13 protein-coding genes and 2 pseudogenes are annotated in these 15435 nt (G+C 42.1%); 2 read left to right on the forward strand and 13 right to left on the reverse strand.

The features are described from left to right. Positions 1-136: pseudogene (locus B1201_RS16820) on the reverse strand (helix-turn-helix domain-containing protein); the annotation flags it as partial. 981 nt (positions 137-1117) lie between these two features. Here B1201_RS16820 and B1201_RS11930 point away from each other — a divergent pair. Continuing rightward, positions 1118-1780, forward strand: a pseudogene (locus B1201_RS11930) (cupin domain-containing protein). Positions 1781-1816: 36 nt separating this feature from the next. On the opposite strand, the gene B1201_RS11935 reads toward B1201_RS11930, so the two are convergent. The 12 genes from B1201_RS11935 to paaA form a co-directional block, all read right to left on the reverse strand. Beyond that, positions 1817-2416 (reverse strand): gamma carbonic anhydrase family protein, encoded by a 600-nt coding sequence (locus B1201_RS11935; protein ID WP_078193728.1) that lies wholly within the window; start codon positions 2414-2416, stop codon positions 1817-1819. Positions 2417-2455: 39 nt separating this feature from the next. Further along, entirely contained in the window at positions 2456-3397 is a 942-nt protein-coding gene (locus B1201_RS11940) for a PaaX family transcriptional regulator C-terminal domain-containing protein (RefSeq protein WP_078193729.1), read from the reverse strand. A gap of 57 nt (positions 3398-3454) precedes the next feature. Next, entirely contained in the window at positions 3455-4747 is a 1293-nt protein-coding gene (gene paaK, locus B1201_RS11945) for a phenylacetate--CoA ligase PaaK (RefSeq protein ID WP_078193730.1), read from the reverse strand. Positions 4748-4793: 46 nt separating this feature from the next. Beyond that, complete coding sequence (gene pcaF / locus B1201_RS11950) at positions 4794-6014, reverse strand: 3-oxoadipyl-CoA thiolase (RefSeq protein WP_078193731.1); 1221 nt, start codon at positions 6012-6014, stop codon at positions 4794-4796. A 10-nt stretch (positions 6015-6024) separates the two neighbouring features. Further along, a complete protein-coding gene (locus tag B1201_RS11955; RefSeq protein WP_078193732.1) occupies positions 6025-7572 on the reverse strand; it encodes a 3-hydroxyacyl-CoA dehydrogenase in 1548 nt (515 codons plus the stop codon). A 3-nt stretch (positions 7573-7575) separates the two neighbouring features. After that, positions 7576-8367, reverse strand: coding sequence for a 2-(1,2-epoxy-1,2-dihydrophenyl)acetyl-CoA isomerase PaaG (gene paaG / locus B1201_RS11960; RefSeq protein ID WP_078193733.1), 792 nt, complete (start codon positions 8365-8367; stop codon positions 7576-7578). Next, entirely contained in the window at positions 8367-9137 is a 771-nt protein-coding gene (locus tag B1201_RS11965; protein ID WP_078193882.1) for an enoyl-CoA hydratase-related protein, read from the reverse strand. Before B1201_RS11965 ends, paaG begins: the two co-directional genes overlap by 1 nt. 25 nt (positions 9138-9162) lie before the next feature. Then, positions 9163-10221, reverse strand: a complete 1059-nt coding sequence (paaE, locus tag B1201_RS11970; protein WP_078193734.1) for a 1,2-phenylacetyl-CoA epoxidase subunit PaaE — start codon at positions 10219-10221, stop codon at positions 9163-9165. Positions 10222-10282: 61 nt separating this feature from the next. Then, positions 10283-10783 carry a 1,2-phenylacetyl-CoA epoxidase subunit PaaD gene (paaD, locus tag B1201_RS11975; protein ID WP_078193735.1) on the reverse strand — a complete coding sequence of 167 codons (501 nt, stop codon included), beginning with the start codon at positions 10781-10783 and terminating at the stop codon, positions 10283-10285. Between the two features lie 27 nt (positions 10784-10810). After that, positions 10811-11566: a 1,2-phenylacetyl-CoA epoxidase subunit PaaC gene (paaC, locus tag B1201_RS11980; RefSeq protein WP_078193736.1), complete on the reverse strand. Its 756-nt coding sequence runs from the start codon at positions 11564-11566 to the stop codon at positions 10811-10813. Positions 11567-11581: 15 nt separating this feature from the next. Further along, positions 11582-11872 carry a 1,2-phenylacetyl-CoA epoxidase subunit PaaB gene (gene paaB / locus B1201_RS11985; RefSeq protein WP_078193737.1) on the reverse strand — a complete coding sequence of 97 codons (291 nt, stop codon included), beginning with the start codon at positions 11870-11872 and terminating at the stop codon, positions 11582-11584. 37 nt (positions 11873-11909) lie between these two features. Continuing rightward, positions 11910-12854 carry a 1,2-phenylacetyl-CoA epoxidase subunit PaaA gene (gene paaA, locus B1201_RS11990; protein WP_078193738.1) on the reverse strand — a complete coding sequence of 315 codons (945 nt, stop codon included), beginning with the start codon at positions 12852-12854 and terminating at the stop codon, positions 11910-11912. Between the two features lie 262 nt (positions 12855-13116). Here paaA and paaZ point away from each other — a divergent pair, with 262 nt between their 5' ends. Beyond that, on the forward strand, positions 13117-15231 hold the full coding sequence (paaZ, locus tag B1201_RS11995) for a phenylacetic acid degradation bifunctional protein PaaZ (RefSeq protein ID WP_078193739.1): 2115 nt from the start codon (positions 13117-13119) through the stop codon (positions 15229-15231). Positions 15232-15435: the final 204 nt, after the last annotated feature.

Consider the following 15435-nt stretch of genomic DNA (forward strand, 5'->3'; position numbering starts at 1 on the left):
TCTGCAATAACCGGGTAATTTGACGGGTGGAAAGATTTAGGATTTCAGCAGCACGGACCTGGGTAATACGATGATCTCGAACGTCTTGCAGAACTGCAAGCCGTTGAATTTCTTTGTCAGACATAGTGATCAGCATCTATATTTATATCCAGTCCATGGTGATAAAAACCATCATAAACTAGACATTTTTATTGGTGAGAATATAGACACTTTAGATGGGTTCTAACAGAAGCATTTCGTATAATGTATATTATGTTAAATAAGGTAATATGCAAACTTAAACACGATACTGACCTATTGTCTGGCTTACGTAATTCTCTGATTCTTTAATTGGCACAAAAACTATTCTTATTTTCTCACATTGATCACTTGTTTAATGCTTTGATTCCAAAAAATTATCACATGACGTTTTTCTTAGGATTTACTAATGACCCTATTTTCCCAGAGTCATCTTGTTATCCGTCATATTAACGCCAAGCAATCCTCCCAGCATATTTGAAAAATTTGATAACATTTTAAAATATGCTTTGACACATATTTGGCATTTTGATCAATTCCTAAGAAACACAAAGAGCCCATGTATATAACCATGGTAAACCAATGATGCTTAGTCTAATTTTTACTGTAACATCGACTGAAAAGTAAATAAGAGTGATCTTTAGAATCACCAAAACGTCCAAGCAACTGCATGCTTTTTAAAGCAAATTAACGCAAGTCGATATCACAGCATGACTATGTAAAGTCGCAATCTGCTCGTAAGAAATTCCGTCTTGGGCTTGAAATTATAAAATTTTGGGCGCTGTGGAGAAGTTAAAGTCGCAACAGGTATTTTGTTTATAGATAATCACAATGCTGATCTTGCTATGCGGTGTAAGGATACTTTTGAACCGCTAAATTGAGCCATGAATCATCATAGTATCTCCTTATACTAAGGCCCTAGTGATTACTCGGACCTGCCCTGACCTTTAATACAACCGACATCCCTCCTTCCCATTTCAGTCCATTGCACTGCAATTCACTTAATAATTCAACTGCTTAGATGTTGTTTAAACTCGTATAGTGTTGTTGAAAAAGTTACATTTATTTTCTCTTTAAATTTACAAACGTGTATTGTGTTATGCATCTTCATGCTGATTTTTCAAAACCAATTATCATCACTCCGCAAGATTACCATTGGGTCAAATCTCCAGGCGGTCAAGTCAATCGTATGATGCTTGACCGAATTGGTGCAGAAAAAGCGCGCGCAACCAGTGTGGTTGAATTTTCGCCACAGACTCCATTCACTGAACATATGCACCCCCTTGGTGAAGAGGTTTTGGTCTTAACTGGAACATTTACTGAAAATGAGGATCAACACTATCTTGCAGGATGGTATATGCGTAATCCACATCAATCTAGCCATCGGGTATCGAGTGAAATGGGTTGCCAAATTTTTGTCAAACTCATACAAATGACAGAACATGAAGTGACTCCAACACGCATTAATACTCATGACCCAAAGCATTGACGTATTCAGCAAGGCCGAAAAATCTGCTCCTTATTTAAATCAAATATTGAACAGACTTTTTTGGAAAAATTAAAACCCAATCAATGCATGGCTAAAATTGCTGAACACGGCATTGAAATTTTTATACTTACAGGTGCGCTTAGTTCAGCACACCATGTATATCCGGGAACAACCTGGATGCGCTTCCCTTCAGATTATGATATTGATCTAAACGCTACCGAATTAGGTGCAACGCTGTATATCAAAAGCGGACATTTGCAACATGCATGCTAGAGACGTTTGGACAGCTGAATTAAATATGTGAAGAGCTTAAATCTGTTGCTTTAAGACATGATCTGCCTGAAAATTTTTATAGGTTAAACGTTCCTCTGTGTCATGGGGTAATGGCTTCACTTCTTGCATACTGTTGAGACAACGCTCGGTTAACTCAATGTACTGCGCCGTACCATGACGTTTCCAAGCAATTTCTTGATCGGTTAAGGCTCTCACCACCCGTGCAGGACTGCCCAATACCAGCATATTATTAGGAATCTCTGCTTTTGCCTTAACTGTACTGTTGGCACCTATAATCACATTTTCCCCAATCACAGCTTCATCGAGAATCACACTATTCATGCCAATGAGGGCATTCTTGCGTACCACACAGCCATGCAAAATAGCACCATGCCCCACATGACCATACTCTTCCACCAAGGTCACACTGTTTGGAAAGCCATGAATGGTACAAGAATCTTGTACATTGGCATTTTTTTGAATATGAATACGGCCAAAATCAGCACGTAAGGCAGCAAAAGGTCCAATATAAACCCCTGCCTCAATAATCACATCGCCAATCAACACGGCGTTTGGGTGTACAAAAGCCTGAGGATCGACCACTGGAATCACGCCATCAATGGCATAGCACGGCATTGTTATATCCTTATTGTTAATTTTAAATTAGACGCTAATTTAATAGCTCAAATCTGGCTGTTTTAAACCACCAAAACGTTTATAAAACTGTGGGTGTGCAGGCGGCATACTGCCTTCAGCCGTACGTGCAACATTTAAGAAAAACTCATCGCCTGCCATAAATACCGCCTGATACAAATTGGTACTTAAATTACGTGCAATTAACGACAGCCAGTCCGTCGGTAACAACTCAAATGGTAAATTTGGATCTTTGAGTAAAATACGACGGAACTGATGAATCAATAAGATACGAATTTGAAAGGCTTGGACAGCATCTATGTCTCCATCTTGCTCGACAAAATAGAAAAACTCACGAAAATCACTAATGAATTTTTCATAGCGTTGATGTAATTCTTGAATGGGCCAATTCACAACCACCATACGTTTAATGGTGGGATAAGATTCTTGCCAAAGTTCTAGGGTTTCGGCACGAAACACCACCACTTGATCGGTCATTTGATGACTGAGTAATAAATTTTGCAGCTTTTGTTGATCACAGCCCGGATACGCCATGACATTGGTCGCTATATTGGCAAAACCTAACCATTCAAGCTCTTTCTTTAAGACCAATTTATTTTCAAGTTCAACTGAGCTAAGGAGCACTAAGTCCCACTTTTTATCCCAATCTTTATGACTAAAACCATAAATTTTCTGATCAGCCATGATAAAACGCTGACGACTACTTTCCGTAATACGGTAATAACTGGTGCGCCCAATTTTCTCTGAACTGAGCCAGCCATTTTGTACCAAACGAAAGACCGCCGTACGCACTGAACGTTCATTCAAGCCAAATACGTCCATTAGCTGAATTAAGCTCGCAAGACTGATGACACCGCCACGGTGATAAATGCTATCACCAAAAATGGTCATGACCAATGAAGTCCCACTGAGCGCTTCACGTTGAATAAACTCATCAATAATTTGTTTTAATTTAGGATTCATTGCGTTTTCATTTACCTATTGAATTGCCTGACGACCTTTATCGTCAGGCATGTTCATTTAAGCGGATTGTCGAATATCAAAAACGCGCTGCGCTTTGCCTTCAGAGCGAGGTAAACTCCCTTCATTCAGCACTTCAACACTCACACTAATCCCCACCATGGTTTTAATCTGTGATTTTAATTGGTTTGCAAGCTGCGTCGCCAATTGAGGACTGCTATCTTGACGCATTTCAGTGCGAATATGCAATGTATCCAAGTGACCTTGCTTACAAATATGAATCTGATAATTGGCAATTAATTGTGGAATTTGCAAAATTTGCTCTTCAATTTGCGATGGGAACACATTCACACCACGAATAATCATCATGTCATCACTGCGACCTACAATTTTATCCATACGACGCATGGTACGTGATGTGCCTGGCAGTAAACGTGTCAAGTCACGGGTACGATAACGAATCACCGGCATGCCTTCTTTGGTAATTGTCGTGAATACCAATTCACCCAGCTCACCATCTTGCACCACTTCACCTGTTTCTGGATTAATAATTTCAGGATAGAAATGATCTTCCCAAATGGTTGGGCCATCTTTGGACTCTAAACATTCCATTGCCACCCCAGGACCCATGACCTCAGATAAGCCATAAATGTCTAAGGCATCAATACCTAAACGCGTTTCAATTTCTTTACGCATTTCATTGGTCCAAGGTTCAGCACCAAATACACCGGTTTTAATAGAACAGTCTTTGGCTGAACCAAACTTTTTCTCAAGGGCTTCAATGATATTCAAGCAATACGATGGTGTCACCATGAGTGCTGTTGGTTTAAAATCGTGAATTAACTGCGCTTGTTTGTCTGTTTGCCCGCCTGACATTGGAATGACAGTAGCACCCAAACGCTCTACGCCATAATGTGCACCTAAGCCACCGGTAAATAAACCATAACCATACGACACTTGAATGGTGTCTTTACTGCTTAGCCCTGCAGCACGCAGCGATCGTGCGACTACGTCCGACCAGATATTGATGTCATGTTCGGTATAGCCAACCACCGTCGGTTGACCTGTGGTTCCCGATGAAGCATGTACGCGCACAATTTGCTCTTGAGGCACCGCAAACATGCCAAATGGATAATTGTCACGTAAATCTTTTTTGGTGGTAAAAGGAAATTTTGCTAAGTCCTCAAGATGTTTAAAATCATCCGGATGTACACCTGCTTCATCAAACTTTTGCTTATACACCGTGCTGTTATGATAAGCATGATTGAGCGTCTTTTTTAAACGCTCAACTTGCAGTTGACGTAATTCATCTACAGATGCGGTTTCGATGTGTTCCATTGCATTTTTATTCATTGTCTTACTCCTTACGCAGTCATCGCGACAGCTTGTTTTATGTCAATCAATTACGTCCTGAATTGATATTTTCGAGTATTAAGGCAACACCTTGCCCAACGCCCACACACATGGTGCAAAGCGCATATTTCCCTTGTTGAATTTTGAGTTGATGCATTGCGGTAAGGACTAAACGTGTACCACTCATGCCAAGTGGATGGCCCAAAGCAATGGCACCACCATTTGGATTGATACGTGCATCATCATCCGCTAAACCCAGTTCACGAATCACAGCTAAAGCTTGTGCTGCAAAGGCTTCATTGAGTTCAATCACATCCATTTGCTCTAAAGTTAAGCCCGTTTGTGCTAAAACTTTACGCACTGCAGGTACAGGCCCAATACCCATATAACGCGCTTCTACACCAGCACTTGCAATCCCTAAAACTTTCACTTGGGGAGTTAAACCATGCTGCTCAGCAAAGGCATTATTACCTAAGAGTAAACATGCAGCACCATCATTGACACCTGATGCATTGCCTGCTGTGACCGAACCTCCTTCTTTACGAAATGGTGCTTTAAGTGCATTTAAAGCCTCTAGTGTGGTTTCTGCACGTGGATGTTCATCGAGAACAACATGCACTACACCTTTTTTGCTTTTAATCTCAACTGGTAGAATCTCACGCTCAAAGCGACCTTCAGCCTGTGCTTTTGCGACTTTTTGCTGACTGTTGTAGGCAAATTGGTCTTGATCGGCACGGCTGATATTGTATTTTTCTGCCACGTTCTCAGCGGTTTCTGGCATGCTGTCCACACCAAAATTGGCTTTAAATGCAGGATTGATAAAACGCCAACCAATCGTGGTATCAAAAATTTCAGGTGTACGGCTAAATGCACTCGTCGGTTTAGACTGAACAAATGGCGCACGAGACATGCTTTCCACACCACCTGCCAAGACAAACTGCGCTTCACCTGATTTAATAGCACGCGAAGCAAGACCAACTGCATCAAGACCTGAAGCACATAAACGGTTTACGGTAATAGCAGGTACACTGTCAGGTAAACCGGCAAGCAAGCTTGCCATCCGTGCCACGTTACGATTGTCTTCACCCGCTTGGTTGGCACAGCCGAGAATCACTTCATCGACCTCCGTCCAAGGCAAATTTGGATGTTGTTGCTTCAAATACTGAATCGGCAATGCAGCCAAATCATCGGTACGAATACTACTTAAACCACCGGCATAGCGCCCAATTGGGGTACGAATCCCATCAAAAATAAATACGTCTTGCATCATTTTATCCTTAACTGGCAGCGCGTAATGGCTGCTGCGTTGACACATGTCCTTGTGCCGCTTTTTTTAATAAATATAGATTAGGACGATAACGCTCTTCACCATAAATACGATACAGATTTTGCAAAGTCTGTAAAATAATGTTGTATCCTAATTCTTGTGCCCATTGGAATGGTCCTTTAGGATAATTCACAGCAAATTTCATGGCTGCATCAATGTCTTGTTCAGACGCAATTTGATGTAAAACGGCCTCGCATCCTTCATTGACCAACATGGCAATAGTGCGCAGTACATATAATCCTGGATGATCCTGTGACCAAATCGGAATAATATTTAGACCGATAAACAACTGTTCAATCGTTTTTTGATCTATCGCTGTACACGCTGGTGAAGCTGTAACTGCAATGGCTTTGGCTTGTGACCAATCGCCATGCCAATCCATCAGTACCACTTTTTGTGATGCATAATCAATTTCGGCAGATTGCCCCATTGATAAACGTAAAGACACATCACCGATGAGAATTTCAGCCGTAGGCGCCGCTTCAATACGCAGATGAATATGTGCAGATTGTTGCAATAGCTCGATCAAACCCTGTGAATGCGACCACTCACCTTTGACCACCACCTCAATTTTTTCAGGTGATTTACTGTAAATCACAGGGAGTTGATACATTTTTTTAGAATGTTCCGTTCGATAGTCATAAAAACCCTGTTGAGTTTTGCGACCGAAACAACCTGCATCAACTAATTCTTTTTGAATCAATGATGGACGGTAACGCGGTTCATCAAAAAAGGCATCATAGACACTCTGCGTGACAGAAAAATTAATATCTTGGCCAATTAAATCGGTCAGCTCACACGGCCCCATCGAAAAGCGTCCACATTCACGCATGATAAAATCAAGCTGCTCAGGTGTGGTGGCATTTTCCTGCAGGGCACGAAATCCTTCCGCATAATAAGGACGTGCAATACGATTGACGATAAACCCTGGGGTGGATTTGGCACGTACTGGCACTTTTTTCCATGCTGTCATCAAGCTGACTAAAGCATCAGAAATTGCTGGGTCTGTTTTTAAGCCTGCAATCACTTCCACTAACTTCATCACTGGTGCTGGGTTAAAGAAATGCAAACCAACCACGCGTTCTGGATGTGGAATATTGGCAGCAATCGCAGTAATCGAGATTGAAGATGTATTGGATGCAAAGATCGTCTCAGGCGAGCATATATCAGCAAGCTGTTGAAATAGCTTTTGTTTAACGTCTTTGTTTTCTACAATCGCTTCTACAATCAGTTGGCTGTCTGCTAATTCGTGTAAATCCGCTGCCACGTTTAAATTGGACAAGGTCAGTTGCAAGAGATCAGCCGCCATTTTTCCGGCATCTACACGTTTTTGTAATTGCTGTTTTAGTGCAGCAAAAGCACTTTCTACACGTTGTGGATCGACATCATACACATGGGTCGGATGGCCATGCATGGCCGCCAATTGTGCAATGCCGATGCCCATGGTACCGGCACCAATCACTGCCACAGGGGCATGCTGTAAGTGAAGTTCTGCCATGATTTAGCATCCTGTATATTGTGGTGTACGTTTTTGCATAAAGGCTTGTACGCCTTCACGATAGTCACTGCTACGCCCTGCTAAACGCTGTAAATCACGTTCTAAAATCAATTGCTCATCGAGGCTATTAGCTGCTGCAGCATGAATGGCTTTTTTAATCAATGACAAACCATAAGTGGGTTGTGTCGCTAAATGTTCTGCCAATTTGCTGGCTTCGGCTTTCAGTTTTTCGTCTTCAACCACTTGCCAAATCATGCCCAATTGTTGTGCTTGCTCAGCAGGAATCTTATCGCCAAGCATAGCCAAAGCCATTGCTTGTGCACGACCAACCAAACGTGGCAAAAACCATGTTCCACCCGAATCTGGAACTAAACCTAAACGACAAAAGGCTTGAATAAAGGATGCTGATTTTGCAGCCAGTACAATGTCACACGCCAAAGCAATGTTGGCACCTGCACCCGCTGCTACACCATTCACTGCACACAGCACTGGTTTCGGCATTTCAGTAATCAGTTTGATCAGTGGGTTATAATACATTTCAATCGAGCGGCCTAAATCAGGTGCATCGGCATTTGGATCAACCACGCGGTCACTTAAATCTTGTCCCGCACAAAAACCTCGACCTTCCGCAGAAATCACCACTGCACGAATCTCAGCATTTTTTGCCCATGCTTTGAGAACTCCTGAGACTTCTTTGTGCATAGTTTCATTAAAGCTATTAAGTTGCTTTGGACGGTTAAAGGTTAAATAACCGACTGCATTTTTTTCTTCGACAATAATTGTTTGGTAATCCATTACACACCTCTAAATGCGGGTTGTCTTTTTTCTAAGAAAGCTTGAATGCCTTCCTGACGATCTTGGGTTGCTGCCAACCACACAAAATGTTGACGCTCGAGTTTTAAACCCTGGCTTAGGGTCACTTCATGAATACTTTTTAGCGACTGTTTAATCACACGAATCGCTAAGGGTGCTTGCTTGGCAATTTTTTCTGCCAATTCAACGGCATATTGCACCGTTAAAGCTGTTGGGCAAATTTGACTGCTGATCCCGTGTTGCAATGCGGTCTGGGCGCTGATCATTTCACCTGTCATTGCCCAACGCATACACAGTTGCTGACCGACGAGACGTGCCAAACGCTGTGTTCCACCTGCCCCGGGCAACATGCCTAAACCAATTTCTGGTAAAGCAAATTGTGCATTTTCACCACTCAACACAATGTCACCATGCAATGCCAATTCAAAACCTGCACCTAAGGCATAACCGTTGACGGCCATAATTAAAGGCTTTGAAAACTCATCAATCCGCTTCCACAACTGTGGTCGTTGATCCTGTTGAATGCTGACCACATCAAGTTGGGCAAGCTCATTCAAATCCGCACCTGCAGCAAAGCATTGTGAATGACCTGTAATCACGACTGCACGCACTTCACGGTCTGTATCTAAGGTTGTTAGATAATCCGCGAGCTCTTGCAATGTGGCATTGTTTAAGGCATTGCGTTTTTCAGGACGATTCAGTTCAATGAGCACCACACCGGTTTTTGGAGAACTACTTTTTAGATATTGCATGTCCATACTTTCATTCCACACGGCGTTATTCATCAAAACTTAAGCGTACATTGGCAGTGGTTGGACGGGCTTGGCAGCTCAAGACATAACCTCTTGCAACTTCATCCTCTTCAAGACTGTAGTTGATGGCCATCTCGACTTCACCTTCAAGCACCTTACACTTACAGGTGGCACACACCCCACCTTTACAGGCATAAGGTAAATCTGCACCTGCACGTAATGCGGCATCGAGGATGCTGTCATCTTGTTTTGATACCTCAATGATCAACTCACGACCATCTAAAATAATGTTGACCTTTTCTTCACTACGTTGCGCAACTTGTTGTGCTGATGCTTTTGTAGTCGTACCTGTATTAAAACGTTCTGTATGAATCTTGCTGCGCTCAATCCCTAGCGTTGGCAAAATTTCCTCAACGGCCGTCATCATCTCTTCTGGACCACAGGCAAAGCAGTGATCAGTATCTGTACGAATCAAACCGGCTTTGGCCAACTGCTGGAGCTTTTCAGTATCAATACGACCGTTAAAGATCTCGCTGTCATTCAATTCACGTGAAAAAATATTCACCAATTGCAAACGCTGATGAAAGCGATCTTTAAGATCCATGATTTGTTCAGCAAACATGGTTTGTTTCCATGAACGATTGCCATAAACCAGTGTAAATGTGGCATCTTGCTGACGATTCAGCACTGATTTCACGATGGATAAAATTGGCGTAATTCCACTGCCTGCAGCAAAGCCTAAATAATGTTGTCCACCGACTTTTGCTGCTTTTTGGAAAAAAAAACCTTGAGGTGGCATCACCTCTAACACATCCCCTGCTTTGAGGTTTTCATTTGCCCATGTTGAAAATTGACCTTGATCAATTTTTTTAATGGCAATACTCATATCTTCTTGCACATCGCTACAAATCGAATAGCAACGACGAATTTCACCTTGCTCTGTGAGATGGCGAATAGTCAGGTGTTGACCTGGTTGATATTGAAACGCTGAGGTTTGTTCATCTTGCACAGCAAAAGAAATACAAATGGCATTTTCCGTTTGCGGCTGGATTGATTTAATGGTTAAGGGAATAAATTGACTCATTGTTAAAATCCTTCTTTTATTTTATTGCTGTGCTGTTCAGCGCACATCGATGTCCATTAGATTAAATACATTTAAAGTAATCAAAGGGTTCTAAGCAGTCTTGGCAGCGGTATAAGGCTTTACATGCAGTAGAACTAAACTCGCTTAACAGCTGTGTATGTGCACTGCCACAATGTGGGCAAGCCACGCCATCCGTCAGCGCCACATGCGTACCACACAGATGAGATGAACCTTGTGGTGGTGCAATACCATATGTACGTAGCTTTTCTTTACCTGATTCACTCATCCAATCCGTGGTCCATGCCTCAGATAAATCCACCACTACTTTGACAGGGTGAATGTCATGCGCCAACAACGCTGTTTTGATTTCGTCTTTGAGTAAATCAGTGGCAGGACAACCGCTATAAGTTGGGGTCAAACGCACCACAATCTCTTGGCTTGCATTGAGTTCTACACCACGAATCATGCCCAAATCCAAGACCGATAACACCGGAATTTCTGGGTCAGACACCTGTTGTAAAATCTCCCAACATTGCTGCTCAACGTGTTGAATTCGGTTCATGTCACTCACTCCCTGTGAACGCTGTGATTACCACACCATCTCTGGATAGCTGCGTTGTAAATATTGCAACTCGGCAAGGACATAACCTAAATGTTCAGTATGCAAACCTTGCTTGGCTCCGCTACGGTAGGCTCCCTCTTGTGGTAGTTGTAGCTCGAAACGCGTTAATTCCGATTGAATCAGTTCTAACCATTTCGCAGGTAATATTGTTAAGTCAGGAACAATGCCGGCTTCTACCAATTGTTTTTCATCGTTAGTCAGTGCAAATAGCTCTTCGGTGAAACGCCACAATTGATTTAAACCATGTTGCACCTTGTCATGTGCTTCTTGCGTACCCAGACTTAAGCGCTCCATCCAAGCTGTTGAAAAACGTTGGTGATATTTCACTTCTTTGAGAGACTTAATCGCAAAGGCAGACAGTTCGGCATTGTTGCTATTGCTTAACGCGGCAAATAACAAGGCATGATAATGATCCATTAACCATTGACGTACGATGGTCTGTGCAAAGTCGCCATTGGGTTGTTCACAGAGCAGTAAATTGCGATATTCACGCTCAGTTCGGAAGTACGCTAAACGATCTTCATCACGTCCTAAACCTTCAATACTCCCTGCCAGTGAAAGCGCAGTACGTGCCTGACCTAATAAGTCCAAGCCAATATTCGCAAGTGCGATATCAAGCTCAAGTTCAGGTGCATGCCCACACCACTCTGCTAAACGATGTGACAAAATCAGTTGGCTGTCACCAATGTGTAATAGAAATTCGGATAAAACTTTATTGGTCATGCTGTGATCCTCCAATTACATATGCTCAATGCCGTGTGGAATGTTGTAAAAGGTTGGATGACGGTAAACCTTATCCAAATGTGGTTCAAAAAACTCCGCTTTTTCATCTGGTTGTGAACAAGTAATTAACTCAGATTTGACCACCCAAATACTGATACCTTCGTTGCGACGGGTATACACGTCACGCGCATTTTGTAAGGCTATTTCATCATCCGGTGCGCGTAAGCTACCCACATGTCGATGGCTTAAACCTTGTTTGCTACGTACGAAGACTTCGTATAAAGACCAATTGTTTTTGTTATCCATGATTAAACTTCCTGTATGTCATTGATGACTTAAATGCTTATGCAATTTTGCGCGTATCATTGAATTGCTGTTGTTTTTTGGCATAGCTTGCTGCTGCATCACGAACCCATTTGCCGCCTTTCCATGCTTTACGACGTGCTTCAATACGTTCATGGTTGCATGGACCTTTACCTGCGATCACATTAAAGAATTCAGTCCAATTCACTTCACCAAACTCATAATGACCGGTCTCTTCATTCCACTTCAGGTCTGGATCTGGCACAGTTAAACCAAGCTGTAAAACTTGTGGCACGGTGTTATCCACGAATTTTTGACGTAAGGCATCATTACTAAACAGCTTAATTTTCCAATTCATGCTTTGTTCACTGTTCGGTGAATTGTCATCACTTGGACCAAACATCATGAGTGCAGGCCACCAAAAACGATTGACTGCATCTTGCGCCATTTGTTTTTGTTCAGGTGTGCCTTCTGCTAAACGCATCATGGCTTCAAAGCCTTGACGTTGATGGAAACTTTCTTCTTTACAAATACGCACCATGGCACGTGCATAAGGACCATACGAGGTACGGCATAAAGCAACCTGATTGACAATCGCCGCGCCATCGACCAACCAACCAATGGCTGCGACATCTGCCCAACTTAAGGTTGGATAATTAAAGATTGATGAATACTTCATGCGACCTGCAATCAGTTTATCCATCATATCGTCACGATCTGCGCCTAAGGTCTCAGCTGCGCTATAGAGATATAACGCGTGACCTGCTTCGTCTTGTACTTTGGCAAGTAATACCGCTTTACGTTTTAAGGTGGGCGCACGGGTAATCCAATTGCCTTCTGGCAACATACCAATCACTTCAGAATGTGCATGTTGTCCAATTTGGCGAATTAAAGTTTTACGATAAGCGTCTGGCATCCAATCCTTTGGCTCAATCGATACATTATTGACAATGTTGTCATCAAATCTTTGTTGTTGCGTGTTCATGTTGTCTCACTTATCCCAAGTGTCGTTAGATTTAAATTAATACGATACAAAAAATAATTCAATTGCTTTTTATTGGTATCATATAAATATTTTTAACATCTATTAATAAGATATTGTTTTTATTTAATTAATATTTTTTTCATACTAAAAAATAATTTTTTTAACAGGGAATTTGATTGACAATCTGTTTTTTTGAATGCAATTTATGAAACACATATTATAAATTTAATATTAACAACGTATCATAAATGGAGTTATATCGATGTTGGATCTTGAGCAAAATTCACAAGACAATACCATTTCAGTGGATGGTAAATATGAGCCATCGGAATCTTTACTGCGCTTAAGTTCATTGGTTCTTGGACAAGAACACGTTGCATCAGCAGACTTACGTACAGTATTTCACGCCATTTCAGGTCAAGCCATTTACCAAGTCAGTAGTCATGGCATTGACACTCAAGCCGTGGTGCAATATGCCAAAACGCATGGTTCAAGTGTTGCCAATTGGACCTTTCATCAACGTGCCAATGCATTAAAGCAAATTGCACAGTACTTATTGGAACGTAAAGAAGACTACTATGCGCTTGCCACAGCAACGGGCTGTACCCGTAAAGATGCATGGATTGATATCGAAGGCGGTATCGGCACATTATTTGCCTATTCAAGCTTAGTACGCCGCGAACTCAGCGATGAAAAAGTTTGGATTGAAGATGACTTCATTCAACTGTCTAAACATGGTTCATTTGGTGCTAAGCATTTACTGAGTCCCAAAGCTGGCGTGGCAGTGCATATCAATGCCTTTAACTTCCCGATTTGGGGCATGCTGGAAAAAATTGCACCGACTTTATTGGCGGGTGTGCCGTGTATTGTTAAACCTGCAACAGAAGGTGCTCAGTTGACCCATGCAGTGGTGAAGGCCATTCATGAAAGTGGTTTCTTACCTGAAGGTGCATTACAGCTGATCTGCGGTCAAACCTACGATCTCTTTGAGCATTTAAATGAACAGGACACTGTGACATTTACTGGTTCTGCCTCAACGGGACAAAAATTACGTGCACATCCGCATTTAAATGCCTATTCCATTCCATTTAGCATGGAAGCCGATTCAGTCAACAGTGCCATCCTGACAACCCAAGCCTCAGATGAAAGCATTAATTTGTTTGTCCGTGAAATTTTCCGTGAAATGACCACCAAAGCCGGACAAAAATGTACCGCGATTCGCCGAGCATTTGTCCCTACGGCTTTATTAGAGACGGTGCAACAGCGTTTGATTGAGAAGCTGAAAAAAGTCGTGTTGGGTGATCCAAGCCAAGAAGGTGTGACGATGGGTGCTTTGGCGAGCTATAAACAAAAGCTCGATGTTGCAGAAAAAGTCGAAATATTGGCACAAGATGCTGACATTATTTTTGGCAGTCATTTACGCCAAGATATCACTACAAATGGTTCATATTCTGAAAAATCAGCCTTATATCCACCTGCAGTTTTGCTTTGCCGTCAACCGCTTGATGCACAGTACGTCCATCAGGTTGAAGCGTTTGGCCCGGTGGTGACACTGATGCCGTATAGCACAGAAAGCGAGTTGGCAACCTTAGTCGCAAAAGGTGAAGGCAGTCTTGTGGCGTCCATTGTACGCAATGCGGATGAAAATATTGAAAGCTTAGTCGCAAAAATTGCACCATGGCACGGTCGCCTGCATATTCTAGATACCGAAAGTTCACGTGAAAGTACAGGTCATGGTTCACCCCTACCACTTTTAGTCCATGGTGGACCTGGGCGTGCGGGTGGTGGTGAAGAATTAGGAGGCTTACGTGCAGTCAAACATTATATGCAACGTACAGCATTACAAGGCTCACCAAATGTGTTAACCCAAATTGGTCATCGCTGGACAGCAGGTGCACAAGTCTTTGAAGATCGCGTGCATCCATTTAAAAAGTCATTTGATGAACTGCGTATTGGTGAGCGTTTACTAACAGCACGACGCACCATTACCGAAGCAGATATCGTTAATTTTGGTGGTTTGAGTGGCGACTATTTCTATGCACATATGGATAAAATTGCCGCTGCAGAATCATTATTTGGTGAACGCGTTGCGCATGGTTACTTTATTGTGTCTGCCGCAGCGGGTTTATTTGTAGATGCTGCAGCAGGCCCAGTCATTGCCAACTATGGTATGGATAATTTACGTTTTGTTGAGCCGGTCAAAATTGGTGACACCATTCAAGTGGAACTGACCTGCAAGCAAAAAACACCAAAAACCTTGCGTGATCCTGAACAAAAACCACACGGCGTGGTGGTTTGGGACATTAAAGTGAAAAACCAACGCGGTGAATTGGTGGCAACCTATGACATCTTAACGCTTGTCGAGCGTGATGTATAATTTCGACTCAACCAAAAAAGGAATCAATATGATTCCTTTTTTTTATTTCATAGATATATCTGTATCTTTTTTTTGTAAATAGCATTGACGAATAATGAATTTCAACCTAAATTCGATTAATGATACTTTTTAAAATTAAAATAAATAATAAATGTATCAAATATATTTCAATAATAGCTTTGCACAGGAAGTTGCAAAATGAAT

Origin of the sequence: Acinetobacter sp. ANC 5600, from assembly GCF_002018395.1 — a bacterium.
Lineage (GTDB): Bacteria > Pseudomonadota > Gammaproteobacteria > Pseudomonadales > Moraxellaceae > Acinetobacter > Acinetobacter amyesii.

Coding starts and splice junctions, on each gene's coding strand:
- B1201_RS11935 (WP_078193728.1), bottom strand. CDS start 2,416: ATGCCGTGCTATGCCATTGATGGCGTGATTCCAGTGGTCGATCCTCAG.
- B1201_RS11940 (WP_078193729.1), bottom strand. CDS start 3,397: ATGAATCCTAAATTAAAACAAATTATTGATGAGTTTATTCAACGTGAA.
- paaK (WP_078193730.1), bottom strand. CDS start 4,747: ATGAATAAAAATGCAATGGAACACATCGAAACCGCATCTGTAGATGAA.
- pcaF (WP_078193731.1), bottom strand. CDS start 6,014: ATGCAAGACGTATTTATTTTTGATGGGATTCGTACCCCAATTGGGCGC.
- B1201_RS11955 (WP_078193732.1), bottom strand. CDS start 7,572: ATGGCAGAACTTCACTTACAGCATGCCCCTGTGGCAGTGATTGGTGCC.
- paaG (WP_078193733.1), bottom strand. CDS start 8,367: ATGGATTACCAAACAATTATTGTCGAAGAAAAAAATGCAGTCGGTTAT.
- B1201_RS11965 (WP_078193882.1), bottom strand. CDS start 9,137: ATGCAATATCTAAAAAGTAGTTCTCCAAAAACCGGTGTGGTGCTCATT.
- paaE (WP_078193734.1), bottom strand. CDS start 10,221: ATGAGTCAATTTATTCCCTTAACCATTAAATCAATCCAGCCGCAAACG.
- paaD (WP_078193735.1), bottom strand. CDS start 10,783: ATGAACCGAATTCAACACGTTGAGCAGCAATGTTGGGAGATTTTACAA.
- paaC (WP_078193736.1), bottom strand. CDS start 11,566: ATGACCAATAAAGTTTTATCCGAATTTCTATTACACATTGGTGACAGC.
- paaB (WP_078193737.1), bottom strand. CDS start 11,872: ATGGATAACAAAAACAATTGGTCTTTATACGAAGTCTTCGTACGTAGC.
- paaA (WP_078193738.1), bottom strand. CDS start 12,854: ATGAACACGCAACAACAAAGATTTGATGACAACATTGTCAATAATGTA.
- paaZ (WP_078193739.1), top strand. CDS start 13,117: ATGTTGGATCTTGAGCAAAATTCACAAGACAATACCATTTCAGTGGAT.